Origin of the sequence: Nocardioides marmoriginsengisoli (assembly GCF_003725695.1) — a bacterium.
Classification (GTDB): domain Bacteria; phylum Actinomycetota; class Actinomycetes; order Propionibacteriales; family Nocardioidaceae; genus Marmoricola; species Marmoricola marmoriginsengisoli.
The window spans coordinates 672,697-696,873 of sequence record NZ_RJSE01000007.1 but is presented as its reverse complement, the minus strand read 5'-3'; the positions used below and the strand labels follow the sequence as shown (position 1 = coordinate 696,873).

The window sequence follows — 24,177 nt, the reverse complement described above, 5'->3', positions numbered from 1 at the left end:
GGTCCTCCGTTCGTGGGGAAGGGGTGTCGGCGACAGGGGCGGCGAGGGCCGCCCCTGTCGTCGGCAGCAGGGTCAGCCGATCGCCTTGACCGTGGTCCAGGCGGCGCCGTCCCACGCGCGCAGGACCAGGGAGAAGTACGCCTGGTGGTCCTTGAAGATCCGGTCGCCCTCCTGGGGCACGACCTTCTCCGCGAGCTCGGGGACGTCGGCGACGGTGAGGTCGTCCAGGGCCTCGCGGACCTTGGCGTAGTCGGTCGTCGTGCCGGCCTTCTCCAGGGCGGCCGCGAGGATGTGGACACCGCCGTAGGCGCTCGCCGAGGTGTAGCCCGGCGGGGCGCCGAACTCCTTCTCGTAGGCGTCCGCGAACTTCTGCGCCGCTTCCGCGTTCAGCTTGAGCGCGACCAGGTCGGCCGGGAAGGCGGTGCCGATGTCGAAGACGTTCTTCAGGGCGTCGGCCGACACGTCGGCCTGCTTGACCTGGTCGGCGGTGGCACCGGACGCGGCGACCACCGTGCCGTCGTACCCCTGCGCACGGGCCTGCTTCACGAAGGTCATCAGGTCGGTGCCGTACCCCTGGAACAGGGCGACCTTGTTGCCGGCCCGCTTCAGCGCCGCGATCTGCGAGCTGAACTGGGTGGCGCCCATCTCGAAGTCGACCGGTCCGACGACCGTCTTCCCGGCCGCCTTGATCGCGTCGACGATCTTCGGAACCGCGACCGCGTTGGACTGCAGCTTCTTGTCCGACAGCACCGCGATGTTGTCGGTGCCGAGCTCGCCGGCCGTCTCGAGCGCGAGGGTCACCTCGGCGTCGACCGACTGGAAGGCGTCGGCCCGCGGGCGGTAGACCGAGATGTTCTCGTTCAGCCCCGGGTTCGCCGCTCCGACGACGATGTCGATGATGTCCTTGCGGTCCTTGATCACCGGCAGGTAGGCGCTGGCGACGGCACCGCTGAGGCTGCCGACCAGGTAGTGCACGCCGTCCTTGGTGAGGAGCTTCTGCACCGCCGTCACGCCGACGGTCGGGTCCGACTTGGTGTCCTCGGTACGCAGCTTGATCCGGACCTTCTTGTCGCCGATCCGGATGCCGCCAGCGGCGTTGATCTCGTCCACGGCGAGCTTGATCGCGTTGTGCTGCGGACCGCCGACCGCCTCGGCGGCTCCGGTGAGCTCAGCGACCTCACCGATCACGAGCTCCGAGCCGTCGGAGGATCCGCTGTCTTCACCGCACGCCGCTAGACCCGTGACTGCGAGGGCGGCGCCCGCCACCCACGCGATTGACCTGACTCTCATTCGTTCTTCCCATCGGTGAGGGCGCGACCGGATCGCGCGGTTGTTGGAACATCTGCGCCGGCCGCCCGGTAGGCGGCGAGCAGGTTGGCGCGGTCGGACCCGCCCGAGTCGACCTCCCGCAGCCGGCCGTCCACCAGGAGCTGGTGACCGCCGACGATTCCGTCGACGTTGTTCGCGGACTGCTCGGCCACGACCAACGCCACACCCCAGTGCTCCCGGATCGTCCTGAGGTGCTCCGCGACGCGCTTCACGACGACCGGGGCCAGGCCCATCGCCGGCTCGTCGACCAGCAGCACCGACGGCCGGCCCATCAGGGCACGGGCGATGGCGAGCATCTGCTGCTCGCCGCCGGACATCGTCTGCGCCTGCTGGTTCAGGCGCTCGCGCAGGCGCGGGAAGAGATCCAGGACCGCGTCGTACGGGTCGGCCGAGGACCCGGCCCGCGCGGCACCGGCGATGGTCCCCGTGCGCAGGTTCTCGTGCACGGTCAGGCCGCTGAAGACCCGGCGGCCCTCGGGGACGTGCAGCACCCCGGCGCGGGCGATCCGGTCCGGGCTGAGCCTGGTGATGTCGCGGCCCTCCAGCAGGATCCGCCCGGAGGCGGGCGCCACCAGTCCGGAGATCGTCCGCAGCAGCGTGGACTTGCCGGCACCGTTGGCGCCGACCACGCCCAGGCCCTCGCCCGGGCCGACCGAGAACGAGACGTCGTCGATGACCCGTGACCCGTGGTAGCCGGCGACGAGGGACTCCACGGTCAGCAGCGACTCGCTCATGCCGTCTCCTCCGCGGAGCCCAGGTACGCCGTCAGCACCCGTTCGTCGCGCAACGCGTCCTGGGTCGCACCGGTGAAGATCACTGCACCCAGGTCGAGGACGACGCTGGTCGGCGCGAGGGACGAGACGATCTCGAGGTTGTGCTCGACCAGTGCGACCGCGGCCCCGTCGCCGGCCATCGTCCGGATCGCCTCGGTGACCGCGTCGCGGTGCTCGGGTCCGACGCCGGCGTACGGCTCGTCGAGCAGCACGACCACCGCGCGGCCGACCCAGAGCATCGCCAGGTTGAGGAGCTTCTGGTGCCCGTACGGCAGGTCGGTGACGACCTGGTCGAGACGGTCGCCGAGGCCGAAGCGGTCCGCGACCGCCTTCCGGTCGCGGATGCCGCCGGAGCGCGGTGCGGACGCGGCCAGCCGCAGCATCGAGTCGACGGTCGCCCCGGCGAGCAGGTGCGGGTGCTGGAACGACCGGCGGATGCCGAGCCGGGCCCGACGGGCCATCGACGTACGGGTCACGTTGGCGCCGCGGAGCCGGATCGATCCCTGGGTCGGCCGGAGGAGTCCCGACGCCAGGTTGATCATCGTCGACTTGCCGGCCCCGTTCGGACCGATGAACCCGGTCACCTCGCCGGCGGCGAGCGCGCAGCTGACCGCGTCCACGGCCCGCACCCCCGCGAAGTCCTTGGTGACCCCGCTCAGCTCCAGGACCGGCTCAGTCATCGTGCTCGCCCCTGCTGATCCACCGCGGCTTCACCGCCGCGACGTCGGGTTCCCCGGTCGTCGCCAGGTCCCGGAGCGCCTCGCGGAGCTCCCGCTTGAGCACCTTGCCGTTGGAGTTGCGCGGGAGCGCGTCCACCGCGACCACGAACTTGGGCACGTTGTAGCCGGCCAGCTGCGACCGGACCCGCTCCTGGATCGAGGATGCGACCTCTGACGGATCCGCGTCCGCGAAGGCACCGGCCAGGACGACCACGGCGCAGACCGTCTCCACGAGCACCGGATCGGGCACCCCGACGACGGCCACCTCGGCGACGGCCTCGTGCCCGGCCAGGCCGGTCTCGACCTGGGCGGAGAAGATGTTGTGCGCACCGGAACGGACGATGTCCTTCTTCCGGTCGACCAGGACCAGGAAGCCGTGCTCGTCCTCGATCGCGATGTCTCCGGTCCGCAGCCCGCCCGCCAGCCGCGACTCCGCGGTCTCCTCGGGACGGTCCAGGTAGCCGTCGAAGGACGGACCGAACGCGACCACCTCGCCGGCGGTTCCGCGCGGCACCAGGTTTCCGTCGTCGTCGACCAGCTCCACCCGGACGCCGGGGATCGGCCGGCCGACGGCGGCCGGGTTGAGCGCGACCTCGTCCGGCGTCATCAGGGTCACGTACGGCCCGAACTCGGTGAGCCCGTAGGTGGCCGCGAACGCCACCTCCGGGTTGTGCTCGCGCAGCCGTCCCATGAACTCGTCGGCCAGGCCGGTGCCGTCCGCGTAGGCGCCGGCGTAGACCAGCCGCAGCGAGCTGAGATCCGCTCCGGCGAACGGCGCGCTGTCCATGAAGAGCCGGAGCATGGTGCCGCCGGCGAGCACTACGGTGACCCGTTCGCGCTGGATCTTCTCCACCACCACGGCAGCGTCGAAGTCCCGGATCAGCACGATCGAGGCACCGACGAGGAAGTACAGCTTCAGGTGGTCCCAGGACCCGGAGTGGAAGGTTCGGAAGCAGTCGATGTAGACGTCGTCGCGGCGCAGGCCGAGGGCCAGCGACATCCCGTAGGCGCTCTCGACGGTCCGCGCCTCGGAGAGCAGCGCGCCCTTGGGGGTGCCGGTCGTCCCCGAGGTGAAGATCATCATGTGCGGGTGGCCCGCGACCAGCGGCCGGGCGTCCGGGTCCGCACCCGCCGGCACCTCGCCGTACAGGGCGGTCCAGGGCGGCGAGACCTCGTCGTCACCGTGCCGGCCGTCCTCGACCACGACCACCGGTGCGCCGACCTCGGCGGCGAGCCCGGCGACCTGCGCCTCGAACTCGCGCTCGCAGACGACCAGGTCGGGGCGGGCGATGGCGAGCACCTCGCGCTGCTCGCCCTCGCGGTGCCAGTAGCTCAGCGGGACCATCGTGATGCCGGAGGCGGCGGTCGCGAAGTAGAGCGCGACGAAGTCGACCGCATGCCGGGACATCACGGCGACCCGGTCACCCGGCTCCAGCCCGCGCTCGGCCATCCCGGCCCGCAACGCCACGGCTCGGCCGAGGAGCTCGCCGTAGGAGACCCGCTCCGCGCCCATGACCACCGCAGGGTGGTCGGGAAGATGCCTGGCGTTGTTCCGCAGGACATCGAAGAGCCTGAGCACTGGAACCAACCCCTTGAACTAATGGTCATTAGTTTGAACGACACGAAACCTAACGGATCGGGTCCGCGACTTGTCAAGGGCTTCGTGAAATAAGTGGAAAACTTGTCCTCGTGACTTGGCTAGCGCGACGAATGGCCGTTAGTCTGCGCTCGTGAACTCAGAGACAGAGCGCATTCCCGGACCGATGAGCGGACGCGGTTCGGTCGGCGCGAAGGCCGCCCCGCGGGGCGCCGATCGGACCGACGAGATCCGTGCCGTCGCGCTCCGGCTGTTCGCGACCAACGGCTACCAGGCGACGACGATGGCCCACATCGCCGACGAGCTGGGGATCCGGGCACCGAGCATCTACAACCACGTCGGCTCGAAGAACCAGCTGCTGCGCGAGATCATCGTCCGGACGCTGGACTCGCTCACCGAGGGTTTCGACGAGGCGATCCGGTCGAGCCAGTCGCCGACGATCCGGCTGCGCCGGGCGTTCGAGGCGCACGTCCGCTTCCACGCGCGGCACAAGTACGAGGCGTTCATCGGGACCCGGGAGACGCGCAGCCTGGACCCCGAAGCGCTGGCCGAGGTGCTCGAACGCAGCTCGAGCTACGAGCGGCGGTTCCGGGAGCTGATCCGGGAAGGGGTCGACGCCGGTGAGTTCAACGTCGCGTCCGTCCACCTCGCCTCCTGCGCGCTGATCGACATGGGCATCGGTGTCGCCGCCTGGTACGAGGAGGACAGGTCGACCGGCGAGGACGGTCTGGTGTTCCACTACGGGGAGTGGGCGATGCGCCTCCTCGGCGTCGGCGCTGCCTGAGCGAGGGCTCAGGAGAGCACCAGCTCGCCGTCGTCCCGCCGGCGCCGGGCATCGGCGCGCAGGGCGCCCTTGGCGAGCTTGCCGCCCTCGGAGACCGGCAGCTCCTCGACGAGCACCAGGTACTCGGGCAGCCACTCCTTGCTCACACCCTGGTCGGCGAGGTGCCGGCGTACGGCGTCGAGGGTGACCGGCGCACCGGCCGGGATCACGTAGACGCACACCCGCTCGCCGAACACCTCGTCCGGTACGGCGACCGCCGCCGCCCGAAGCACCCCCGGGACCTCGCTGACGAGCTCCTCGACCGCCGGTGCGCTGATGTTCTTGCCGCCGCGGATGATGAAGTCCGAGGTCCGACCGACCACCTGGAGGTAGCCCTCGGCGTCGATGGTGACGAGGTCCCCCATCAGCATCCAGCCGTCCTCGGTGTACAGGGCGCGGTTCGCCTCGTCGTCCTGGTAGTAGCCGCGCGAGCGGACCGTCCCGATCAGGCCCGGCTGCCCGGGCCCGGACCCGAAGTCGATCTCGTTCCGGTCGGCGTCGAACAACCGCACCTCCACCTCCGGGATCAACCGGCCCGCGGTCGTGTGCCGGCGCTCGGGCGGGTCGTCGGTGGTGGTGTAGCTCAGCACGCCGCTCTCGTTCGAGCCGTACATGTTGAGGATGACGGCCCCGGTTCGGCGCTCGAACTCCTCGGCCTTGTGCCGCGGCACTGCCTCGCCTCCGGTGAACATCACCCGGAGCGCGGAGAGGTCGTAGTCGTCGAAGTCCGGCTGGCCGAGCATCATCACGAACTGGGTCGACACCGCCATGAACACCGTGACCCGCTCGTCCTGGAGCAGTTGGAGGGTGGCCCGCGGGTCGAACCTCGGAAGCACCACCGTCGGCGCCCCGAGCAGCGTCGGCGTGAAGTGCGCCGTCCAGAGGCCGAACCCGAACGGTGCCGGCACCACGCTGAGGCAGACGTCCTCGGTGCTGAGGTCGCCGCAGTCCACCGAGTACTCGTGGTACATCAGCCAGCGACGCTCGTCGTGCGCCACGCACTTCGGCAGCCCGGTCGTCCCCGAGGTGGAGTTGATGATCGACAGCGCGTCCACCGGCCGGCGACGACCCGCGATCCGCTGCTCCGCCCCGGCCAGCGCGTCCCGGTCCCCTGCCGAGCGCACCTCGCCGACGGGCGCGGGCACGATGCCCGGAAGGTCGAGGTAGCGGGTCAGCCGCGGCAGGTCCGCGGCGACTCGGTCGAAGACCTCCCGGGTCCCGACCTGCCCGATCGACGGCACCGTGAGCAGCGTCGTCGCCTCCGTCCGGGACAGCAGGTGCCGGACCTCGCGCTCACCGGAACGAGCGCCGATCCCGACCGCGACCACGCCCGCGCGCAGGGCGGCCGACAGCGCGGCGTGCACCAGGACGCCGTCCGGGATCCAGAGGGCGACCCGTTCGCCCGGCTCGATGCCGGCGTCCACCAGGGCCGCGGCGATCAGCGTGACGTAGCCGTCGTACGCCGCCCAGCTGAGCCGTCCGGCCGGTTCGATGTACGCCCAGTCGTCGGGCCGGGTCGCGGCATGGCTCCGGATCGCCTGGTCCAGCGACTCCCAGACGGGCACCCGGGACATCGCGTCCCGCAGGCGTTGCGTGGGCTGCATGGCTCACCCTCTCCGCGACCGGCCGGCCGAGGTCACTCGGCGCGGTGCGCGCCCGCTCCGCCGGCATCCACGCCGACTCCCGTGGACAAGGTCTGGCGCAGCCGCCGTACCGACCCGAAGAACTCCTCGGAGGTACGCGACTCCGCGTTGCGGGGCCGGGCCAGCGGGATGTCGACGACGTCGACGATCCGGCCCGGTTCCTTGCCCATCACGGCCACCCGGTCGGCGAGGAAGACGGCCTCGTCCATGTCGTGGGTGACGAAGATGATCGTCCTGCCGGTCGCGGACCAGATCCGGAGCAGCTCCTCGTTCAGCCGTTCGCGGGTGAACGCGTCGAGCGCTCCGAACGGTTCGTCCATCAGCAGCACGTTCGCCGAGTTGACCAGCGAGCGGGCGATCGAGACCCGCTGCTGCATGCCGCCGGAGAGCTCGGAGGGGAAGCGTCCCCCGAAGCCCTCGAGCTGGACCAGCTCGAGCAGCTCCTGGGCGCGCGCCTTGGCCTCCGCCTTGGGCACCTTCTTGCCGCGCCCGAGTGCGAGCGGAAGCATCACGTTCTCCAGGACCGTCTTCCACGGCAGCAGCCGCGGACTCTGGAAGACGATGCTGAAGTCCTCCTGCGGCCTGGTGATCTGCCGGTCCCCGACCCAGATCTCGCCCTCGGTCGGCTTCAGCAGACCGGCGATCATCCGGAGCAGGGTCGACTTGCCACAGCCGCTCGGGCCGACCAGCGCGAGGAACTCGCCCGGCTCGACCTCGATCGATGCCTCCTTCAAGGCCAGGAAGGGTGCTTCCCGCGGAATCTCGAAGCTCTTGCTCACGCCCCGAACGCTGATGCTGGCCCGAGCGACTGTGGCTGTCGTCATTTCTCTGGATCCTCTTGTCTCAGTAGTTCTTCGCCGAGTCGAGCGGTCCGCTCTCGTCGAAGTCGTTGTACTGCTTGGCGAACTCAAGGTCGACCAGCTGCTTCAGGTCCGGCATCTTCGGGAGGATCCCCGCGTCGACCTGGAACTGCAGCGACCCGGCCAGGTCCTTCTCGTCCGCCGTACCGTAGAAGCCGTCGGGGCCCTTGCCGAGGTAGGCCAGGTCGATCCGCTCCTTGATCGTGGCTGCCCACTGCGCGAGGACCTCGGGCTTGTCACCGTCAGCCGCCTTGGACGTCGGGTAGCGCTCCCAGTGGATCTTCACCGCGGCCTCGGGGTTGGCGTTCGCGAACGTCAGGCCCTTCAGGGTCGCCCTGATGAAGCCGATGATCGCCTCGGGGTTCTTCTCGATCATCTCGCGGCGCACCAGCCAGCCGCCGAACGCCGGCAGGGTGTCCGAGGGGACCGAGATCACCCGCATCGTCTGACCGGTCAGCTGGCCGATCACCGAGTTGAACGAGTCGGCACCGGCGTACGCCTGGATCTGGCCCTTCTCGAACGCGGCCGCGGCCTGGGTGCCGAGGCCCACCGGCAGGAACTTGACGTCCTTCTCCGGGTCGAGCCCGCCCTGGCTGACGACGGCCTTGCCGTACTGGATCATCGGACCGGCCATCGCGAGCACGCCGATGGTGGCGCCCTTGAGGTCGGCGGCGGTCTTGATGTCGCTGTCCTCGGGTACGACGAACCGGAACGAGTGCGACTTGTTCAGGTAGACGGCCACCAGGCTGTCGTCCTTGTCACCGGCGAACTGCACCATCGCGGGGCCGCCGGCCTGGACGATGTCCGCCTGACCGGACTGCACCATGGCGGCAGCGGCGTCAGCACCCTGCACACCGCGGGTCTCGACCGAGAGGCCCTCTTCCTTGAAGTACCCGAGCTTCTCGGGGACCGAGGAGTGGAACGCGGTCGTCGCGCCGAGGCCCGGGTCAGCGTTGACCTGGACGATCTTCGTGAGCGACTTGCCGTCCGCGCCCTTCTCGTCGTCACCCCCGCACGCGGCGGTCGTGACGAGGAGCCCTACAACCAGGCCCGCTACGTACATCTTCTTCTTGAACATACTTTTCCTTTCGCAGGTGTTGCCGTGACTCCCCGGGAAGTCAGTTGGGTGTGACATTTTTGGGACCGAGCTGGACGAGGGCGACCGCGAGCGCCTTCATCAGCAGGCCGATGATCGCCATGCAGAACAGGGCCGCGAAGACTCCCGGGGCATCGCCCATCTGGGAGAACTGGAGGACCAGGAAGCCGAGGCCCTCGCCGGACGCGACGAACTCGCCCGCGATCACGCCGAGCAGCGCCCCGACGATCGCCAGGTCCAGCGACGGGAGGATGAAGGCCAGCGCCCGCGGCACCCGCAGCAGCCGGAACTGCTGCCAGACCGTCGCCCGGTTGGACTCGAAGAGCTCGATCTCGTCGCGGTTGACCTCGCGCAGGCCGGCCGCCGTGTTGGCCAGCACCGGGAAGAACGCGATCGAGGCGCCGACCGCGACCTTCGAGGACATGCCGTAGCCGAACCAGAGCACGAAGAGCGGCGCGACCGCGATCTTCGGGAACGACAGCCCGATCAGCACGAACGGGTACAGCGTCCGCCGGGCCAGCGGCACGAACGCGAACAGGGCCCCGGCCGCGACCCCGATGCCGAGGCCGATCGCCACCGCGATCAGCGTCGCCAAGGTGGTCGCCCAGATGTGCGGCCAGTAGAGGTCCGACTCCAGGACGCCGGCCCGGAACGCGTCCCAGGTCTGCATCGGCGAGGGCAGCACGATGTTCGACATCAGCTCGCGGTCGTAGGTCCACTGCCAGCTCATCACCAGCAGGACGCCGACGATCGTGACCGCGACGGTGGTCACCGCCGCGCTCTGCAGGCGTTGAACCGATCGGCTCGAACGCCCCGAGCGCTTCGACGCGCCGTCGGTGAGTGCGGAGACGGTCTTGGTGCTCACGGAACTGTCCTCTCAGACTGACTTGCGGACGACGTGGGGTCCGGGCGGGCGCCGAAGAAGACGGTCTCCTCGACCTCGTAGATCCGGACGTTGGACTCGATCTCGGTGTCCATGAAGTTGACGTGGTCCTCGAACATCGCCGCCAGCTGCGGCCGCGCGAACGCCGCCTGCATGCTCGTGGCGTCGCGGAAGTACAGCTCGCAGAAGGCGTCGAAGTCCGGGACGACCTCGCGCCGCTCCGGGCGGTTGAAGTCGTTGACGGCAGCACTGCGCACCCGCTCGTACGCGACCGCGATGAAGCCGTCGACGCCGTCGAACCCGGCGCGGGCCAGCTCCATGTGCACGCTCCGGTAGTGCGCCTCGCACTCCTCGGCGGTCATGCCGGGGCGGTCGCGCCACCCGAATCTCATCTTGATCATGACGACGGAACTCCGTTCGGACAGACGACGACCTTGATCGCCGCGGCTGCGGGGTCGACTCCGGCGACGACGTCGATCGCCTGATCGGCGGCGGCAAGGTCGAAGCGGTGCGTGACCAGCGGCGCCAGCTGCTCGGCGTGCGCCGCCAGGAGTACGGCGGCCGCCGGGGCCGCGCTCGGACGGTTGGACAGGACGCCCTGCCAGCGCACCTGCTTCCAGATCAGGTCGCGCAGCGGCAGGCCCACGTCGTCGGTGGTGTTGATCGGGCTGGCCGCCACGATCGTCCCGCGCGGACGCACCGCGAGGGCCGCCGTGCGCGCGCTCTCCCGGTTGCCCGACACGTCGAGCACCACGTCGGCCATCGCACCGTTCGTCCGGGCGGCGACGACCTCGAGCACCGACTCGACGTCGGCCTCGACGACCACGTCGGCACCGAGGCTGGTGCCGGCGTCCAGGCGGTGCCGGTCACGGGCAAGACCGACCAGGATCACCTGCCCGGCTCCGCGAGCCTTCGCGGCGAGGCAGATCGCCAGCCCCTGGGGACCGGGGCCGAGGACCAGCACGGTCTGACCCGGCTGGACGCTGCCCCCGGTCTCGCCGGTCCAGTCGACCGCGTTGGCCAGCGGGCTGAACCAGCCGGCGGCGACGTCGGCACCGACTGCGTCGTCGACCTTGGTCAGCACCGACCCGGGGGCCAGGTGCATCAGCTCGCTCAGGCCGCCCCAGAGGGCGGGGGCGACGTCGGTGGTGACGTTGGACCCGTAACCGAGCCGGGCGGCGCAGGTCTGGGCGAAGCCATCCAGGCAGGAGCGGCAGGTCCCGCAGGCGATCCCGGCCTCGACCGCGACCCGGTCCCCCGCCTCGACGCCCCAGCGCTCGCGGGCGAGGTCGCCGATCTCGAGGATGCGGCCGACGACCTCGTGCCCGAGGATGCGCGGGACGTCGGCCCCGTCGCCGCGGAAGTGCACGTCGGTGCCGCAGATGCCGTTCGCCTCGACCAGGAGCAGCGCCGAGTCGGCATCCGTCGGCGGCCGGGGGAAGGTCTGGAGCTCGATCGCACCGGGGCCGGTGAGGACCGCGGCGCGCACCTGCTCGGACGGGCTCATGGCAGCCTGCCGAGGTTGCGGGCGACGCCGTCGACGAGCTGCTCGGCCAGGTCGGCGAGGAACTCCGCCGACCGGGTGGCGACCGGGTGCGGCGCGACCACGACTCCGTAGCCCGGAGCACCGAGCTTGGCGGCGTACGACGCGATCCGGCCCTGGAAGGGATCCGAGATCAGCACCGTGGCCGGGCGACCGGCGCGCTCCATCAGCAGCGCGTCCTGCAGGCTGCACGCCGAGCACCCGCCGCAGTCGCCGAGGCCGGTGAGGAAGACGTCGCCGCCGGCCGCCAGCTCCTGGACGGTCTCGTCGCTGACGGGCTGGGACGCGCCCGGCTTGGAGAAGATCGTGACCGCGGCCAACCCGTGCCGCTCCTTCAGCCCGGCGGCGAGCGCGCCGAGGAGCTCGTGCGCCCGCGGCTTCCCGTTCTCGATCACGGTCAGGCGCAGGCCGGCGAGCTCCCCGCGGGGCGCGAGCTCGGCACGTGCCTCGTCGTCCGGTTGCTCGGCGACCGGGCTCAGTACCGTCAGCTCGCTCATAGCCGTCCCTCCATCGCCGTCGGGTCGATCGCACAGGAATCCGGGCCGCAGTCGGGCAGCTCCTCGCCCTTGACCCGCACCCGGCGGGTGGCGATCTGGGCGTGCTGCCGGGGCGCCCAGGACGGGATCACCGCGGACCAGCCGGCCCCGGCACCGCCCGCGGAGACCACGTGGATGTCGGCGTCGGCCGCGACCGTCCGGAGGTAGCCGTCCGCGTCCGCGCTCATGTCGTGGTGGGTGCCCTCCTCGATCACGATGCCCGCCGCCCGGAGCTCGTCGACCCGGATCCGGCTGCCCTCGCGCAGCCGAGCCCGCAGGTCCGCCCGGGTCCAGCCGTTGTCGCGGAACGCCGCCTCGTGCTCGACCCCGAGCGCGATCACGAACTGCGCGCCACCTTTGCCGGTGGTGAACAGCGACGGCATCCGCATCGCCGCCGCCAGGCTCGCGGCGATCGCGTCCGGCTCCGCGGTGAGGTGGTTTCCGACCTGGATCGGTCCGGTCGTCGGCGCGACCGTCACGGTGGTGTCCTCCTCGGCGTACCCGAGGTCCTCGCGCAGCGACGACCACCCGGTCACCGGACGCTCGGCGAAGCAGAAGGTGTACTTGCCGGGGTTGCCGATCGACGACCCGTCGGTCCCGTCGACCTGGGTCCGCAGCAGGTTGACCGCGGCGAACCTGACCGCTCGGCCGATGGTCGCGTTCGCCCGGTTGCCCGAGGCGAGCGCGTTGTGCTCGGCATTCATCGCGAGCTCCGCGGCCAGCGGACCGCTGACGATCGTGCAGAGCGCCGGACCACCGGTGCTGGTGCAGGCGACCTGCAGGTTGAACAGCGGATCGAGCGTCGCTCCGACCGCGGCCAGCACGATCGGGAAGTACTCCGGGACGCACCCGGCCATCACGGCCGCGGTGGCCGCGTGCTCGGCGTCCATCGTCACGCCGTGCGCGGGGATCGCGCCGAGCACCTCGTCGGCGGCGACCCCGCCTCCGGCCAGCATCGCTTCGACCGCGGCGGCGGTCGGCGCGACGATCGGCAGCCCGTCGGTCCAGCCCTGGTCGTAGAAGTGCGACTGCAGGTCGTCAGCCGCGATCGTCATCGTCGTCCTCATCGCGATCTCCCTTCGTTGCGCCCCGCGTACGCCCCGGTCTGCTCCGCGAACCGGAGGGGCGCGTCCTCCAGCTCGGGCTTCAAGGTGTCGTTCCAGCGGTTGAAGAGGCCGAAGAGCGCGACCACCGCCACCTGCTCGGCGATCTGGCCGTCGGTGAAGGAGGCGCGCAGCTCGTCGAAGTCGGCGTCGGTGGTGGCGTTGGGGCTGTGCGCCGCGCCCAGCGCCAGGTTCAGCGCGGCCCGTTCGGCGCGCGAGAACAGCGGATCGGTCGCGAAGTCCCAGAGCGCGGCGACCTTCTCCTCGCGGACGCCGGCGGCGTGGGCGGCGTGGTAGCCGGTGTGCGCCGAGCAGTACTGGCAGCCCGCGGAGAGACTGGCCACGTGGGCGACCATCCACTTCAGGCCGGCGTCGATCCGTCCCGGTCCCATCACCGCCTCGCTGAGGTCGCCGACGGCCTCGAGCAGTCCGGGGACGTGCGCGAGCAGCGCGAAGCTGGACGGCTCGGAACCGTACGCGCCGCGGATGGTGGCGAGCAGGTCGGCATGGTTCCGGTCCAGGAGCTCGTCGGCGACCGGCTGGATCCTAGGCATCGGTGCTCACCGCCTCCGCGTCCCGCGGTGCCCAACCCAGCTGGTAGGGCATCGGCAGCCCGGGCACGTCCCAGCGGACCGTGCTGACCCGTCCCAGCCCCACCTCGGTGACGAAGAGCGTGCGCAGGTCGCTGCCGCCGAAGCAGACGTTGGTGACGTCGTTGCCGAACGGGATCCGGCCGAGGTCCTCGCCGTCCGCGGTGAACACCACGACGCACCCGGTGCCGGCGCCCGCGACGATCACCCGCCCGGCGGAGTCGAAGCAGAGCCCGTCGGGCAGGGTGCCCTCGCCGAGGAACGCGAACGGCTCCGGCTGACCCAGCCGGCCCGGGCCGAGGATCGGGAAGCGGTGCAGCCAGGAGGTGTACGACTCGGCCACGATCAGGGCGTCACCCGCCGCGGTGACGGCGAGACCGTTCGGGAAGCGCAGGCCCTCGTGCTCGTAGTGCGCGCGACCGTCGGCGGCGCGGTAGCCGATCTTCCCGGCGGACACCTGGCCGTCGGCGTCCGGCCAGACCGGGTCGGTGAACCAGAGGCCGCCGTCGCCGTCCAGGCAGAGGTCGTTGGGAGAGGTCAGCGGCCGGCCGTCGATCTCGGTCAGCAGCGGCGCCAGGTCGCCGTCCAGGGTGAGCCGCCAGAGCAGGCCCGGCTGGTCCCCCGGACCCTCACGAAGGTCCGCCGCCGACTCGGCGACCCAGCGGCCGCCGTTGTCGCAGACCCAGAGCGACCCGTCCGGGGCCACCACCTGACCGTTGGGCGAGCCCGCGAAGGTCGCCAGCGTGCGCTTGCCGCCCCGGGCATCGATCCGGGTGACCCGCCGTCCGGCCAGCTCGCAGACCACCAGGTCCCCGGACGGGAGCACGACCGGGCCTTCCGGGAAGAGCAGCCCCTCGACCCGGACCTCGGTCTCGAGGTCCAGGTCCGGGCGCCCGGTGGCGCTGCTCTTCGCGGTCGGCATCAGCGTCGGGCGCCTGCGTCGAGAGCGCGGCCGAGGGCTTCGACACCCTGGGCGATGATGTCGGTGGAGACGTTGCTGTACGCCATCCGCAGGTAGCGCTGCCCGGAGGCGTCGCCGGAGAAGCGCTCTCCCGGCCGGCAGAAGACGCCTTCCTCGGCGACCTTCTTCGCCGCCAGCTCCCAGTCGACCTGCTCGGAGATCCGCAGCCACAGGAAGAACGAGCCCTGCGGGACCTCGAAGTCGACCCACGCGCCGCAGTACTCGCGCAGCGCCTTCACCGCGGTGTCCCGCTTGGCGCGGTACACCTCCCGGATCTGCTCGATGTGCCGGTCCAGCTGGCCGGACTCGGTGTACCGGGCCATCACCCGGGCGTGGAACTGGTTCACGCCGAGGTCCTGGCGCACCGCCGCCACCGCCGCGATCGCCTGCTCGGAACCCAGCACCCAGCCGAGGCGCAGGGCAGGCGCGACGGTCTTGCTGAAGCTGTCCGACTGGATGACGATGCCCTGGTCGTCGAGGCTGAAGAGCGTCGGCAGGTACTCGCCGTCGTAGCGCAGCTGCGCGTAGACGTTGTCCTCGTGCACCATGATCCGCTCGCGCTGGGCGAGCGCGACCAGCTGGCGACGCCGCTCCAGCGGCATGCAGGTCCCGGTCGGCAGCTGGAACGTCGGGATCGTGTAGATCAGCTTCGGACGGCGGCCGGCAGCGCGCAGGTTCGCGATCTCCTGCTCCAGCAGGTCGACGCGCATGCCCTCGGAGTCGACGGGGACGGTCACGACCTCGGCACCGGCGGCCTCGAAGAAGCGGACGGCGTACGGGAACGTCGCGGCCTCGACCAGGACCACGTCGCCCGGGTCGAGGAACGCCCGGGCGACCAGGGCGATCCCGTGCACCGATCCCGAGGTCAGGATCACGTTCATCGGGTCGAGCTCCACCCCGTCGCGCGCGGCGAACCGGTCGGCGAGGACGCCGCGCAGGCCGCGCCAGCCGTAGACCAGCTCCTCGTAGCCGGTGTCGGCGTCGAAGTAGTCGAAGCTCGGTCCGCCGATCTCGCGGCGCACGTCCGCCTCGATGGCGGCCAGCTCGTCGAGCGGGAAGGTCTCCGTCGCCGGATTCCCCTGGTCGAAGTTGTAGTGGATCGGCTCCTCCGGCTGCGGGAAGAACATCGGCGGTCCGCCGGAGACTTCGGCGGAGACGAGATCGTCGATCGTGCGGGTCATCGAGGGCCTCTCAAGATTCAGGGGTGTGGTCGGGATCGGGAAGGACGGCGGTGACGTCGAGCTCGAGCAGCGCGCCGGGAAGGAGCAGCTCCTGCACCACCACGGCCGTGGTCGCGGGGAGCTGGTCGAGGAAGGTGCCGCGGGCCTCGGCGTACGCCTTGGCGTTCGCCTGGTCGGTCAGGTAGCAGACGAGCTTGACCACGTCGGTCAGCTGCCCGCCGGCCGCCCGCAGGATCGCCTCGACGTTGCGGAAGCACTGCACCGACTGGGCGTAGCAGTCGTCGGCACCGACCAGTCGGCCGTCCTCGCCGAGGCCGAGCTGGCCCGAGATGAAGACCTGGCGCCCGACCCGTACGGCGTGGGTCTGGCCCAGGCTCGCCAGCCCCGACACGTCGCTGATCGCGGCCCGGCCGGCGGTCGCCACCGGCGACACGCGGGCCGGGTCGGACCTAGGCGCCGTGGTAGGCATTCCAGCCACCCGCCACGTCGAGAGCGGCGCCGGTGACGTACCGCGCGCCTTCCGAGGCGAGGTAGAGCACCCCCGCCGTCGCGTCCTCGAGCTCCAGCCACGGGACGTGCATCGGGTTCAACCCGGCGAAGGTCTCGCGGACGTCGTCCTCCTGCGGATCCGCCAGGTCCGGGCGGAACAGCTTGTAGGTCGCCTCGTTGTGGCACATGTCGGTGGAGACCGACATCGGCGAGAACGCGTTGACGGTGATCCCCAGCGGCGCCAGCTCGATCGCCACCGACTTCACGAAGCCGATCACGCCCCACTTCGAGGCGGCGTAGTTGGCGTTGTTCGGGCCGCCCTCGCGGGCCACCGAGGACGAGGTCGCGATGATCCGTCCGGAACGCTGGGCCACCATCGTCGGGATCACCGCCCGGATCGACGTCGCGACGCCGTCCAGGTTGGTCGAGACGACGTCGTCCCACATCGGGTCGGTCATCTCCACGACCGGCCCGAAGCTGGCGACACCGGCGTTGGCGACGAAGACGTCGACGCGTCCCCAGCGCTCGACGGCGGTGTCGACGAACCGGCGCATGTCCGCGCTGCTGCGGGTGTCGCCCACCAGGGCGAAGGAGTCCGCACCGGCCTCGCCGAGCAGCTTCTGGGTCGTCGCCAGGTCCTCCTCGGTGGCCATCGGCGCGGAACCCGGGAACTGGCGGCAGATGTCCATCACGCCGACCCGTGCACCCTGGCGCGCGAAGGCGAGGGCGTGGTTGCGGCCCTGACCCTTCGCGCCGCCGGTGACGAGCACCACCCGGTCAACTGGCTCGGTCATCTCTTCCCCTCACTGGATTGGCTGGAGTACGTCGCAGCGGAGCCCGCTCCGCAGAAGTACGGCGTCATGACGAGTTCAGGGCGCTCAGCCCCGCCGAGACGTCCAGCACCGACCCGGTCATCGACGTACCGCCGCCGAGGAGGAACCGCGCCGCGCGGACGACGTCCTCCATCGGGACCCACGGCTCGCAGTTCGGGTGCCGCCGGCCCATCGCCTCGATGGCGTCCTGTCCGTGTACGACGTGCCGCAGGTCGGCGACCGCGGAGCGGAACTCCGCCGACGAGGACAGCTCGGTGTCGACCGGGCCGAGGCTGAGGACGTTCACCGCGACCCCGGCATCAGCGGTCTCCAGGGCGAGCGACTTGGCCAGCCCGATCGTCGCCCAGCCGGCGGCGCTCACGTGCGACAGGCCGGCCGCGCCGCGGCGGGCGGAGTCGCCCACCACGGCCACGATGTTCCCGGAGCCGCGCGCCGTCATGTGCGCCGTCACCGCACGGACCAGGTTGTAGAAACCGTTCAGGTTGGTGTCGACGACCTCCGACCAGGTGAGGTCGTCCATCTCCCCCGCGTCGGAGACGCTGCCGACGCCGGCGCAGTTGACGAGCATGTCGATGCGTCCCGCCTCGGCGATGCAGCGCTGCACGGTCTCGGCGACCCGCGGACGGTCGCGGACGTCGAGCTCGTACCCGGTGCAGGTGCCGCCGGCGGCCCGGATCTCCGCGACGGCGGACTCCAGGGCGTCGGCGTCCGGCAACGGGTAGCCGAGCGTCTGCATCGGGGCCGGCGCGTCGACCAGGACGATCTGCGCTCCGGCTCCGGCCAGCGACGTCGCGATCGCGCGCCCGATGCCGCGGGCGCCTCCCGCGATCATCACTACTTTGCTCTCGAACTCACTCATCGTTCACCTCGGATCTGACGAAGGGTGGGGGCACCTGCACGGCGGCCGCTCAGTAGCCGGCGAACCCGGGTCCGGCCTCGGGGGCGACGACGCCGTCGAAGAACGGCCCGGTCTTCATGGACTTCTCCCAGGCGTCGTCGGAGGCGAAGGTCCGCGCCATGGTCAGCCGGAACGCGTCCTCGCCGATCGGGATCCGCACCGGCGGGTTCTGCTGGAGCTCGACCATGTCCGCCATCACCATGCCGACGGCCTCCGGACCGGGCCGGGTCTCGGCCATCACCCGGAAGGCGTCGAGCGCCTTCTCGGCCGACTCCTGGTACGGGCTGGTGCCGGCGCTGAGCGCGTCGCACACCGCGAGCGAGGTGGTCGCCCAGTCGCTCTTGTACATGCCCGGCTCGAGCATGGTGACCTTGATGTTGAACCGGTCGACCTCGTAGCGCAGCGCCTCGGACATGGCCTCGATCGCCGCCTTGGTCGCCGAGTACATCCCGGTGAGCGGAGCCACGAAGCGCGCGCCGAGCGAGCTGACGTTGACGATCGTGCCGCCGCCGGCGGCGCGCATGTGCGGGACGACGGCCTTGCAGACCCGCCACTCACCCATGAAGTTCGTGTTGAACTGCTGGAACAGCTCCTCCTCGCTGAGGTCCTCGACGGCGCCGTACAGGCCGTAGCCGGCGTTGTTGACGACCGCGTCGATCCGGCCGTGCTCGGCGACGATCGACGAGACCACCGCGTTCACCGCCGCCGGGTCGGTGACGTCCAGGCTGACCGTCGTCATCAGGTCCTCGTAGCCGGCGCGCACCTTCTCGCCGTCGACCTCCGGCTTGCGCATGGACGCAATGACCCGGTGCCCTCGGCGTGCCAGTTCCCGGGCGGCGACCTCGCCGAATCCTCGAGACGCTCCGGTGATGAGCACAACGCGCTGGTCCACTTCGTTCTCCCTGTTTGTCCGTGTGGCGAGCACCACAGCTGATGGTGAGGCCAAGTTGAACATAGATTCATATGTTGAGCAAGTGTTCAGATCTTGAATTCCTATTCAATGTTGTTGAGACTGTCGATGACCACCAACGACCACCAGATAGGTTGCGACCATGGCCGCGGATCCGGAGGAGTCAACGACGGGCTCCCCTCTCGCAGGGACTGCTCCTCCGACGCCGGAGAAGGCCGCCGGAACAAGCCGCGGCCGGGACCCCGGGGGCCTGACCAAGCAGGGCCTCCGCACCCGTCGTCAGCTGCTCCGCGGCGCCAAGCGGGCCTTCGAGAAGCAGGGCTACCACCGCACCCGGGTCGCCGACATCACGACGGCCGCCCGGACCGCGGTCGGCTCCTTCTACACCTACTTCGACTCCAAGGAAGAGGTCTTCCACCTGCTCCTGGTCGAGCTCGAGAACGAGGTCTTCGACGAGCCGACCCGGCTGCCGCGGGACGCGGCCCCGTACGACCGTCTCCGCGACACCAACCGCCTGTACTTCGAGGCCTTCCGGCGCAACGCCGCGTTCTGGGCGGTGGTCGAGGAGGCCGCGATGCGCGACGAGAAGGCCAGGCTGGTGCTGACCTCCCGCCACCAGAACAGCCGGGAGCGCACCGAGTCCGCCTTCCGGATCTGGCAGGAGCAGGGCATCATCCCGGCACACGTCGACATCGCCTTCTGCGCGACCGCCCTGGGAGCGATGACCGAGCGCTGCGCCTTCCTGTGGTTCGTGCTCGGCGAGCCGTTCGACTTCGACGAGGGTGTCGAGCGGGTCACCGCCTTCTGGGCGCAAGCACTGCAGATCCCGCCGGCCTGAGCCGGACGGGAGCGCAGCCGCTCGATCGGCGCTCAAGGTCTCAGTCTTCGACTCGCTGGTTGACCTCGACCACGTTCATCGACGGGTCGTAGGTGTACAGCTGGTGGAATCCCCGGTACGACCAGCTGCCGGCGTCGTTGTACGGCATGTTCTGCTCCTTGAGCCGACGCATCACGGCCTGGATGTCGTCGACCTGGAGCGCGATGTGGCCGTTGATGACCGGGTGCAGGCGCAGGTCGTTGTCCCACGGCAGCGACGGGGTCGGCTTGCAGATGTGGATCTGCCGGCCGTTGACGTCCTCGAAGAGGGCGACGAAGTCGCCGCCGGTCTCGAGCTTGCCCTTGTCGCCGTCACCGGACCACGGGAACGGCACCTCGTTCATCCCGAAGACGCTGCTGTAGAAGTTGACCATCGCGCGGACGTCGTGCGCGGGAAGATTGACGTGGTGCAGGTTCCAGCTCATGGTGATGAATGCCTTTCGGGACGGATTTTCGAGAGGTGAGTGGTCGTGGCGGTCACATGCGGAGCGGGAACCCGCCGCCGATGACGAGGGTCTCCCCGGTCATGAACGCGGAGGCCTCGGAAGCCAGGAAGAGCGCGGGGCCGACGAGGTCGCCGGTCCGCCCCTGCCGCTGGATCAGCTGCTTGTTCGCGATGAACTCCTCGAGCAGGCTGCTCGGCAGGTCGGCCATCGCCGACTCGGTGTCCATCGGGCCGGGCGCGAGGCAGTTCACCCGGATCCCGTCGACGGCGAGCTCGGCGGCGAGCGCGGTGGTGAGGCCGCGGACCGCGAGCTTGCTGACGCCGTACACGTCGCGCGGCACGATGCCGGAGACCGACGAGATGTTGATGATGCTGGCGTTCTCGGACCGCGTCAGCCAGGGCCGCGCACTGCGGGCACACCGGACCAGGCCGACGACGTTGACCGACAGGATCGACATCCAGCCGGCCGAGTCGATCTCCGTCGGTGGCCGCGACCAGGCCATCAGGTGCAGGCCGGCGTTGTTGACCAGGCAGTCGATGCCGCCGCCCCACGCGGCGACCTGCTCCATCGCGGCCTGGACCGAGGCGTCGTCACCGACGTCGCACCCCACCCCGAAGGCGACGTCGGACCCGAGCTCGGCCGCGGTCGCCCGGGCCTGGTCCTCGTCCAGGTCGGCGAGTGCGACCCGGGCGCCGTTCGCGATCCAGTTCTCCGCGAGCACCCGGCCGATCCCGCGCGCGCCACCGGTGACGACGACCAGCGGAGCCGCGCTCACCGGGCACCCCTGGTCCGGACTGAAACAATCATGACTACCTCGTGTGTTCAGCAGAAAGAACGTTGTTCACTATTGACGACTGTAGTGTGGATCACAGTCACGGTCAACGATTTCCGAGACGACCCTTGTCTTTTATCGCAGAGCGGAGACGCCGAGGAGCTGCCGCCCCATCTGGAGGACCTGGATCTGCGAGGTTCCCTCCGGGATCGTGGCCTCGCGGGCGTCCCGGAAGTACCGCTCCACCGGGAACTCCTCCATCAGTCCGGCGCCCCCGTGGACCTGCAGCGCCAGCGTCGCGCTGCGACCGGCCGTCTCCCCGCAGTAGTACTTCGCCATCGAGCACTCGTACCGGGCGTCCGCACCGGCATCGAGGGCGCGCGCGGCGTCGTACCCGAGCAGCCGGGCGGTCTGGGTGCCCACGGCGATGTCGACGACCATCTGCTGGATGAGCTGGAACTCGGCGATGCTCTTGCCGAACTGCCGGCGCTCCTTGCTGAACCGCACCGCCGCCTCGAGGCAGGCCTGGGAGAGGCCGACGGCGCCCATCGCCATGTTCAGCCGGCCGATGTTGACCGCGGCCATCGCCTGCCGGAACCCCGACCCCGGCTCGCCGAGCAGGTTGGCCGCCGGGATCTCGGTGCCGTCGAAGACGAGCTCGCAGCTGGACGTGCTCCGGACCGGCATGTGCGCGATCTCGCTGACCCCGTACGGCGATTCGGCCGCCTCGACCAGGAACGCGGAGACGCCGAGGTCGGTGCCGTCGGCGTCGAGGTGGCGGGCCACCAGGATCCCGAAGTCCGAGCCCAGCGCGTTGGTGATGTAGATCTTCCGGCCCTTCAGCACGAACCGGTCACCGACCCGCTGGGCCGTGGTGGTCAGCGCGCCGGCGTCCGACCCGGCCTCGGACTCGGTCAGCGCGAACCAGCCGAACCGGGCGCCGGCGAGCATCGGGTCCAGGAACGTGCCGCGCTGCTCCGGCGTACCGGAACGGCTGAGCAGCATCGCGACCATGCCCTGCACGTTGACCGTGGTCCGCAGCGATCCCCAGCAGCGGCCGGCCTCCTCCATCAGGACGGCCTGCATCATCGCGCTCAGCTCGTCGCCGCCGTGCTCGGCCGCCACCATGCCGCGGACGTAGCCGAACTCGTAGAGGCCGGCGAGCACCTCCCAGGGGAACTCGCGGCGCTCCTCGTGCTCCGCGACCAGGGGCGCGATCTTGGTGTCGAGGTAGCGCCGGACGGCCAGCTGAAGATCTTGCTCGTCGGCGTTCAGGGCGATTGACATCGCGAATCCTTGCTCTAGGCTGTTCACTGTTGAGAACATCAAACAACATACAGAACACTCTGTCGAGAGGACGCTGATGAAGTCCACCGCCGTCATCGTGGATGCGGTACGCACGCCGATCGGACGCAGGAACGGTTCCCTCTCCGGAGTCCACCCCGTCGACCTGACCGCCCACGTCCTCGCCGCGATCACGGCGCGCAACGGCCTGGACCCGGCCCAGGTCGACGACGTCGTCTGGGGCTGCGTGACCCAGATCGGCGCCCAGTCGAGCAACGTCGGCCGCCTCGGAGCGCTGGCGGCGGGCTGGCCGGAGTCGGTCCCCGGCACCACCGTCGACCGGGCCTGCGGCTCCAGCCAGCAGGCCCTGCACTTCGCGGCAGCAACGGTCGCGGCCGGGCACCAGGACATCGTCATCGCTGGCGGCGTCGAGTCGATGTCGATGGTGCCGATCGGGTCGGCGCGGTCGGTGGGCGAGCCCTACGGGCCACGGGTCCGGGCCCGCTACGACCGGGACACCTTCAGCCAGGGCGAGGGCGCCGAGACCATCGCCCGTCGCTGGAACCTGAGCCGGACCGCCCTCGACGAGCTCTCCCTGGAGTCGCACGCCCGGGCCGCACGGGCCACCGACGCGGGCGCGTTCGCGGACCAGGTCATCGAGGTCCGGCTCCCCGAGGGCGAGCTCGCCGTCGACGAGGGCATCCGACGCGACACCTCGCTGGACAAGCTGGCCGGACTGAAGCCCGCCTTCGCCGACGACGGCGTGGTGACGGCCGGCAACGCCTCGCAGATCTCCGACGGCGCCGGCGCCCTCCTGATCATGACCCAGGAACGTGCCGAGCAGCTCGGACTGCGCCCGCTCGCGGCGTTCCGGCACGGCGTCGTCGTCGGCGACGATCCGGTCACGATGCTCACCGCGCCGATCCCGGCCACCCGGAAGCTGCTCGCGCGCAGCGGTCTCGGGATCGGCGACGTCGGCGCCTTCGAGGTGAACGAGGCCTTCGCCTCGGTCGTCGCCGCCTGGCAGGTCGAGACCGGCGCGGATCCCGAACGGGTCAACCCCAACGGCGGCGCGATCGCCGTCGGGCACCCGCTCGGCGGTTCCGGCGCGATCCTGATGACCCGCCTCGTCCACCACCTCCGCGACCAGAACCTCCGCTACGGGTTGCAGACGATGTGCGAGGCCGGCGGCATGGCCAACGCCACCCTCGTCGAGAACCTCTCCTAGTCCCCCGTCACCCTGAGAAAGGGAACCCTCTGTGCAGATCGAAGACTCCACCTTTGTCGTGACCGGCGGCGCCTCCGGGCTCGGTTCGGCGACCGCTGCGCTGCTGCTCGAGCAGGGCGCACGCGTCGTCAGCACCGACCAGCGCGCTGTCGAGACCGACGACCCCCGGCACCTGTTCCTCGAGGCCGACATCACCGACGAGGTGACCACCGCGGCGGTCTTCGACCTCGCCATCTCCTCCTTCGGGGGTGTCGACGGGGTGGTCCACTGCGCCGGACGCGGCGGCGACCGGGTCCGGATCCTCGACCGGGACGGCGAGCCCGGCTCGCTGGAGTCCTTCAGCGACGTGATCCGGACGAACCTGATCGGCACCTACAACGTGCTCCGGCTCGGCGCCAAGGCGATGCGCGGCAACGAGCTGCGCGAGGGCGAGCGCGGCGCCGTCGTCCTGACCGCGTCGGTCGCGGCGTTCGACGGCCAGATCGGGCAGACCTCGTACGCCGCCTCGAAGGCAGGCGTCCACGGCATGGTGCTGGTCGCGGCCCGCGACCTGGCCACGCACGGGATCCGGGTCAACGCGATCGCTCCCGGGATCTTCGACACCCCGATGCTGGCGCGCCTGCCCGAGACGGTGCGCGGCTCGCTCGCCGAGACCGTCCCCTACCCCAAGCGCCTGGGCTCCCCGCGCGAGTACGCCGCCCTGGCGGTGCAGATGCTCTCGAACGGCTACCTGAACGGCGAGACGGTCCGCCTCGACGGATCGATCCGGATGGCGCCCCGCTGATCAGGACGAACCAGTGCCCG

Annotated in this window: 26 protein-coding genes; 4 read left to right on the top strand and 22 right to left on the bottom strand. The window is 70.6% G+C overall.

Annotated elements, in window-relative coordinates; all coding sequences use genetic code 11:
* Positions 1-72: 72 nt before the first annotated feature.
* Genes EFK50_RS11880 through EFK50_RS11865 form a run of 4 tightly spaced genes read right to left on the bottom strand, consistent with a single transcriptional unit; the run spans position 73 to position 4,400 of the window.
* Entirely contained in the window at positions 73-1,290 is a 1,218-nt protein-coding gene (locus tag EFK50_RS11880) for an ABC transporter substrate-binding protein (RefSeq protein ID WP_123227760.1), read from the bottom strand.
* Positions 1,287-2,063, bottom strand: coding sequence for an ABC transporter ATP-binding protein (locus EFK50_RS11875; protein WP_123227759.1), 777 nt, complete (start codon positions 2,061-2,063; stop codon positions 1,287-1,289). The genes EFK50_RS11880 and EFK50_RS11875 overlap by 4 nt, the downstream gene beginning before the upstream one ends.
* A complete protein-coding gene (locus EFK50_RS11870) occupies positions 2,060-2,782 on the bottom strand; it encodes an ABC transporter ATP-binding protein (RefSeq protein ID WP_123227758.1) in 723 nt (240 codons plus the stop codon). The genes EFK50_RS11875 and EFK50_RS11870 overlap by 4 nt, the downstream gene beginning before the upstream one ends.
* The gene (locus EFK50_RS11865; RefSeq protein ID WP_183407789.1) at positions 2,775-4,400 is read right to left on the bottom strand and encodes a class I adenylate-forming enzyme family protein; all 1,626 of its coding nucleotides are present in this window, start codon (positions 4,398-4,400) and stop codon (positions 2,775-2,777) included. The genes EFK50_RS11870 and EFK50_RS11865 overlap by 8 nt, the downstream gene beginning before the upstream one ends.
* A 151-nt stretch (positions 4,401-4,551) precedes the next feature.
* On the opposite strand from EFK50_RS11865, the gene EFK50_RS11860 reads away from it, so the two are divergent.
* On the top strand, positions 4,552-5,202 hold the full coding sequence (locus tag EFK50_RS11860; protein ID WP_221177363.1) for a TetR/AcrR family transcriptional regulator: 651 nt from the start codon (positions 4,552-4,554) through the stop codon (positions 5,200-5,202).
* Positions 5,203-5,210: 8 nt separating this feature from the next.
* On the opposite strand, the gene EFK50_RS11855 is transcribed toward EFK50_RS11860, so the two are convergent.
* The 15 genes from EFK50_RS11855 to EFK50_RS11785 all read right to left on the bottom strand — a co-directional run bounded on the left by EFK50_RS11855 (position 5,211) and on the right by EFK50_RS11785 (position 18,749).
* The gene (locus EFK50_RS11855) at positions 5,211-6,845 is read right to left on the bottom strand and encodes a class I adenylate-forming enzyme family protein (RefSeq protein WP_123227755.1); all 1,635 of its coding nucleotides are present in this window, start codon (positions 6,843-6,845) and stop codon (positions 5,211-5,213) included.
* Positions 6,846-6,877: 32 nt separating this feature from the next.
* A complete protein-coding gene (locus tag EFK50_RS11850) occupies positions 6,878-7,663 on the bottom strand; it encodes an ABC transporter ATP-binding protein (protein ID WP_221177362.1) in 786 nt (261 codons plus the stop codon).
* Between the two features lie 64 nt (positions 7,664-7,727).
* Positions 7,728-8,822: an ABC transporter substrate-binding protein gene (locus tag EFK50_RS11845; RefSeq protein ID WP_183407788.1), complete on the bottom strand. Its 1,095-nt coding sequence runs from the start codon at positions 8,820-8,822 to the stop codon at positions 7,728-7,730.
* A gap of 40 nt (positions 8,823-8,862) precedes the next feature.
* Positions 8,863-9,705 (bottom strand): ABC transporter permease, encoded by an 843-nt coding sequence (locus EFK50_RS11840; protein WP_123227752.1) that lies wholly within the window; start codon positions 9,703-9,705, stop codon positions 8,863-8,865.
* On the bottom strand, positions 9,702-10,124 hold the full coding sequence (locus EFK50_RS11835) for an EthD domain-containing protein (protein WP_123227751.1): 423 nt from the start codon (positions 10,122-10,124) through the stop codon (positions 9,702-9,704). Before EFK50_RS11835 ends, EFK50_RS11840 begins: the two co-directional genes overlap by 4 nt.
* A complete protein-coding gene (locus EFK50_RS11830) occupies positions 10,121-11,230 on the bottom strand; it encodes a zinc-dependent alcohol dehydrogenase (RefSeq protein ID WP_123227750.1) in 1,110 nt (369 codons plus the stop codon). Before EFK50_RS11830 ends, EFK50_RS11835 begins: the two co-directional genes overlap by 4 nt.
* The gene (locus tag EFK50_RS11825) at positions 11,227-11,763 is read right to left on the bottom strand and encodes a UGSC family (seleno)protein (protein ID WP_123227749.1); all 537 of its coding nucleotides are present in this window, start codon (positions 11,761-11,763) and stop codon (positions 11,227-11,229) included. The genes EFK50_RS11830 and EFK50_RS11825 overlap by 4 nt, the downstream gene beginning before the upstream one ends.
* Positions 11,760-12,869, bottom strand: coding sequence for a hypothetical protein (locus EFK50_RS11820; RefSeq protein ID WP_148046134.1), 1,110 nt, complete (start codon positions 12,867-12,869; stop codon positions 11,760-11,762). Before EFK50_RS11820 ends, EFK50_RS11825 begins: the two co-directional genes overlap by 4 nt.
* On the bottom strand, positions 12,866-13,459 hold the full coding sequence (locus EFK50_RS11815; RefSeq protein ID WP_123227747.1) for a carboxymuconolactone decarboxylase family protein: 594 nt from the start codon (positions 13,457-13,459) through the stop codon (positions 12,866-12,868). Before EFK50_RS11815 ends, EFK50_RS11820 begins: the two co-directional genes overlap by 4 nt.
* The gene (locus EFK50_RS11810; protein WP_123227746.1) at positions 13,452-14,417 is read right to left on the bottom strand and encodes an SMP-30/gluconolactonase/LRE family protein; all 966 of its coding nucleotides are present in this window, start codon (positions 14,415-14,417) and stop codon (positions 13,452-13,454) included. The genes EFK50_RS11815 and EFK50_RS11810 overlap by 8 nt, the downstream gene beginning before the upstream one ends.
* Complete coding sequence (locus tag EFK50_RS11805; protein ID WP_123227745.1) at positions 14,417-15,637, bottom strand: aminotransferase-like domain-containing protein; 1,221 nt, start codon at positions 15,635-15,637, stop codon at positions 14,417-14,419. Before EFK50_RS11805 ends, EFK50_RS11810 begins: the two co-directional genes overlap by 1 nt.
* Before the next feature lie 10 nt (positions 15,638-15,647).
* On the bottom strand, positions 15,648-16,106 hold the full coding sequence (locus tag EFK50_RS11800) for a RidA family protein (RefSeq protein ID WP_123227744.1): 459 nt from the start codon (positions 16,104-16,106) through the stop codon (positions 15,648-15,650).
* Positions 16,087-16,920: a mycofactocin-coupled SDR family oxidoreductase gene (locus EFK50_RS11795; protein WP_123227743.1), complete on the bottom strand. Its 834-nt coding sequence runs from the start codon at positions 16,918-16,920 to the stop codon at positions 16,087-16,089. The genes EFK50_RS11800 and EFK50_RS11795 overlap by 20 nt, the downstream gene beginning before the upstream one ends.
* 64 nt (positions 16,921-16,984) lie before the next feature.
* Positions 16,985-17,818: an SDR family NAD(P)-dependent oxidoreductase gene (locus EFK50_RS11790; protein WP_123227742.1), complete on the bottom strand. Its 834-nt coding sequence runs from the start codon at positions 17,816-17,818 to the stop codon at positions 16,985-16,987.
* Between the two features lie 49 nt (positions 17,819-17,867).
* Positions 17,868-18,749, bottom strand: coding sequence for an SDR family oxidoreductase (locus tag EFK50_RS11785; RefSeq protein WP_183407787.1), 882 nt, complete (start codon positions 18,747-18,749; stop codon positions 17,868-17,870).
* Between the two features lie 160 nt (positions 18,750-18,909).
* Here EFK50_RS11785 and EFK50_RS11780 point away from each other — a divergent pair, with 160 nt between their 5' ends.
* Positions 18,910-19,605 (top strand): TetR/AcrR family transcriptional regulator, encoded by a 696-nt coding sequence (locus tag EFK50_RS11780; protein WP_123227740.1) that lies wholly within the window; start codon positions 18,910-18,912, stop codon positions 19,603-19,605.
* Between the two features lie 40 nt (positions 19,606-19,645).
* On the opposite strand, the gene EFK50_RS11775 is transcribed toward EFK50_RS11780, so the two are convergent.
* The 3 genes from EFK50_RS11775 to EFK50_RS11765 form a co-directional block, all read right to left on the bottom strand.
* Entirely contained in the window at positions 19,646-20,068 is a 423-nt protein-coding gene (locus EFK50_RS11775) for a VOC family protein (RefSeq protein WP_123227739.1), read from the bottom strand.
* A gap of 52 nt (positions 20,069-20,120) precedes the next feature.
* Positions 20,121-20,864 carry an SDR family NAD(P)-dependent oxidoreductase gene (locus EFK50_RS11770; protein ID WP_183407786.1) on the bottom strand — a complete coding sequence of 248 codons (744 nt, stop codon included), beginning with the start codon at positions 20,862-20,864 and terminating at the stop codon, positions 20,121-20,123.
* 132 nt (positions 20,865-20,996) lie between these two features.
* Entirely contained in the window at positions 20,997-22,148 is a 1,152-nt protein-coding gene (locus EFK50_RS11765) for an acyl-CoA dehydrogenase family protein (protein WP_123227737.1), read from the bottom strand.
* 76 nt (positions 22,149-22,224) lie between these two features.
* On the opposite strand from EFK50_RS11765, the gene EFK50_RS11760 reads away from it, so the two are divergent.
* Together EFK50_RS11760 and EFK50_RS11755 are read left to right on the top strand one after the other, a co-directional pair.
* Positions 22,225-23,373: a thiolase family protein gene (locus EFK50_RS11760; RefSeq protein WP_123227736.1), complete on the top strand. Its 1,149-nt coding sequence runs from the start codon at positions 22,225-22,227 to the stop codon at positions 23,371-23,373.
* Between the two features lie 31 nt (positions 23,374-23,404).
* Positions 23,405-24,157 (top strand): SDR family NAD(P)-dependent oxidoreductase, encoded by a 753-nt coding sequence (locus EFK50_RS11755; protein ID WP_123227735.1) that lies wholly within the window; start codon positions 23,405-23,407, stop codon positions 24,155-24,157.
* The last annotated feature ends 20 nt before the right edge of the window (positions 24,158-24,177 follow it).

What these genes read in the sequence shown, in the direction of transcription:
- EFK50_RS11875 (WP_123227759.1), bottom strand. Translation starts at nt 2,063, where the DNA reads ATGAGCGAGTCGCTGCTGACCGTGGAGTCCCTCGTCGCCGGCTACCAC.
- EFK50_RS11805 (WP_123227745.1), bottom strand. Translation starts at nt 15,637, where the DNA reads ATGACCCGCACGATCGACGATCTCGTCTCCGCCGAAGTCTCCGGCGGA.
- EFK50_RS11835 (WP_123227751.1), bottom strand. Translation starts at nt 10,124, where the DNA reads ATGATCAAGATGAGATTCGGGTGGCGCGACCGCCCCGGCATGACCGCC.
- EFK50_RS11775 (WP_123227739.1), bottom strand. Translation starts at nt 20,068, where the DNA reads ATGAGCTGGAACCTGCACCACGTCAATCTTCCCGCGCACGACGTCCGC.
- EFK50_RS11795 (WP_123227743.1), bottom strand. Translation starts at nt 16,920, where the DNA reads ATGACCGAGCCAGTTGACCGGGTGGTGCTCGTCACCGGCGGCGCGAAG.
- EFK50_RS11815 (WP_123227747.1), bottom strand. Translation starts at nt 13,459, where the DNA reads ATGCCTAGGATCCAGCCGGTCGCCGACGAGCTCCTGGACCGGAACCAT.
- EFK50_RS11780 (WP_123227740.1), top strand. Translation starts at nt 18,910, where the DNA reads ATGGCCGCGGATCCGGAGGAGTCAACGACGGGCTCCCCTCTCGCAGGG.
- EFK50_RS11845 (WP_183407788.1), bottom strand. Translation starts at nt 8,822, where the DNA reads ATGTTCAAGAAGAAGATGTACGTAGCGGGCCTGGTTGTAGGGCTCCTC.
- EFK50_RS11765 (WP_123227737.1), bottom strand. Translation starts at nt 22,148, where the DNA reads ATGTCAATCGCCCTGAACGCCGACGAGCAAGATCTTCAGCTGGCCGTC.
- EFK50_RS11830 (WP_123227750.1), bottom strand. Translation starts at nt 11,230, where the DNA reads ATGAGCCCGTCCGAGCAGGTGCGCGCCGCGGTCCTCACCGGCCCCGGT.
- EFK50_RS11825 (WP_123227749.1), bottom strand. Translation starts at nt 11,763, where the DNA reads ATGAGCGAGCTGACGGTACTGAGCCCGGTCGCCGAGCAACCGGACGAC.
- EFK50_RS11855 (WP_123227755.1), bottom strand. Translation starts at nt 6,845, where the DNA reads ATGCAGCCCACGCAACGCCTGCGGGACGCGATGTCCCGGGTGCCCGTC.
- EFK50_RS11760 (WP_123227736.1), top strand. Translation starts at nt 22,225, where the DNA reads ATGAAGTCCACCGCCGTCATCGTGGATGCGGTACGCACGCCGATCGGA.
- EFK50_RS11880 (WP_123227760.1), bottom strand. Translation starts at nt 1,290, where the DNA reads ATGAGAGTCAGGTCAATCGCGTGGGTGGCGGGCGCCGCCCTCGCAGTC.
- EFK50_RS11810 (WP_123227746.1), bottom strand. Translation starts at nt 14,417, where the DNA reads ATGCCGACCGCGAAGAGCAGCGCCACCGGGCGCCCGGACCTGGACCTC.
- EFK50_RS11820 (WP_148046134.1), bottom strand. Translation starts at nt 12,869, where the DNA reads ATGAGGACGACGATGACGATCGCGGCTGACGACCTGCAGTCGCACTTC.
- EFK50_RS11790 (WP_123227742.1), bottom strand. Translation starts at nt 17,818, where the DNA reads ATGAGTGAGTTCGAGAGCAAAGTAGTGATGATCGCGGGAGGCGCCCGC.
- EFK50_RS11800 (WP_123227744.1), bottom strand. Translation starts at nt 16,106, where the DNA reads ATGCCTACCACGGCGCCTAGGTCCGACCCGGCCCGCGTGTCGCCGGTG.
- EFK50_RS11870 (WP_123227758.1), bottom strand. Translation starts at nt 2,782, where the DNA reads ATGACTGAGCCGGTCCTGGAGCTGAGCGGGGTCACCAAGGACTTCGCG.